Annotated in this window: 1 pseudogene; it reads right to left on the bottom strand. The window is 41.8% G+C overall.

Annotated elements, in window-relative coordinates:
- Nucleotides 1–755, bottom strand: a pseudogene (locus D1155_RS04180) (transposase); the annotation flags it as partial.
- Nucleotides 756–1,063 lie beyond the last annotated feature (308 nt).

Here is a 1,063-nt window from a genome sequence, read left to right as displayed (position 1 = left end):
GTAAATGTATCATTCTCCAAATTTGGAGAATTTTTCTTTTTGTATTCAAATACGGTTCTGCGGTCAGTGTAGAACATATAGGGAATGCCATAATTTTCAAGAATTTGGCGGAAGACCTGGTAGTATCCATGTAAGGTTTCCTGGCTGTCAAAATATGCGCCGACAAGGGTTCCCGTGGCATCGTCAATGGCGGCATGCAGATGGCTTTTGTTTTCGCCAAACCAAAGATGTACAGACGCATCCATTTGAATCATCTCACCGGCATAGGAACATCTGGCTCTGGTAGGATGTGCATCTTCCAGGTCAACGATTGCAGTCTGAAGGCTTTCTTTTTCTGTCTTTGATGTTGCAGTATCCTTTTGGGTTTTTAGCTTGTCTTTGAGTTTCCTGCGAGTCCGTTTCCATGCAAGGGGAGAGAGAATGTCATGAGAGTAAAGCAGATTTCTGACGGTTCCCTCTGAGACCCGGATATCTTCATTCTCAGCCAATTTTTCTGTGAAATGCGTAAGGTTCGAATCATAGTATTTGTTCTGGTAGAGAAGCAGGATAGACTCTTTTAACTCCTCAGAGAGAGCAGATGCAGGTCTTCTGCCTTTGTTTCCGTGGGAAAAGAATTCTTTTCCCTGCGTCTCATAACCTTTGAGCATTCGGTTTACGTGGCGGACGGTACAGCCTAGCTCGACGGCAGCTCTTTTCTTGTTTCCGTTTGTTTCTTTTAGCTTTTTAATCACTTCGTACTTTTTCTGTTCTTTCATTCTAAGTTCAACCTTTCTGATAAAAACCACCTCCGAAGAGATAGTTTACTATGATATGTGTTTTTTAGGAATCCTTTTGGGACATTTTCTCTTGCGCTTTCTTAAGACATTATCACTTTTGGAGCAGAAAACCCACCCGAGAGCATAAAAAACTCTTGCAATCTTTTGTCCGATATGATATAATGCTCATGTTGTAATTACGGGCGGTCCTCTGTACGCAAGGAAAATGAGCGACAAGAACGTCTTGGAGGGAAGGAGGATACTATACAATGAATATTTTAGATTCAGTTGCACAGGATTACTTAAAG

The organism is Anaerotruncus sp. 80, from assembly GCF_009936115.1.
In the GTDB taxonomy this organism is placed as follows: Bacteria; Bacillota; Clostridia; order Peptostreptococcales; family Anaerovoracaceae; genus Senimuribacter; species Senimuribacter intestinalis.
Note: the sequence above shows the minus strand (reverse complement) of the source record. Positions and strands in the feature narration are given on the sequence as shown.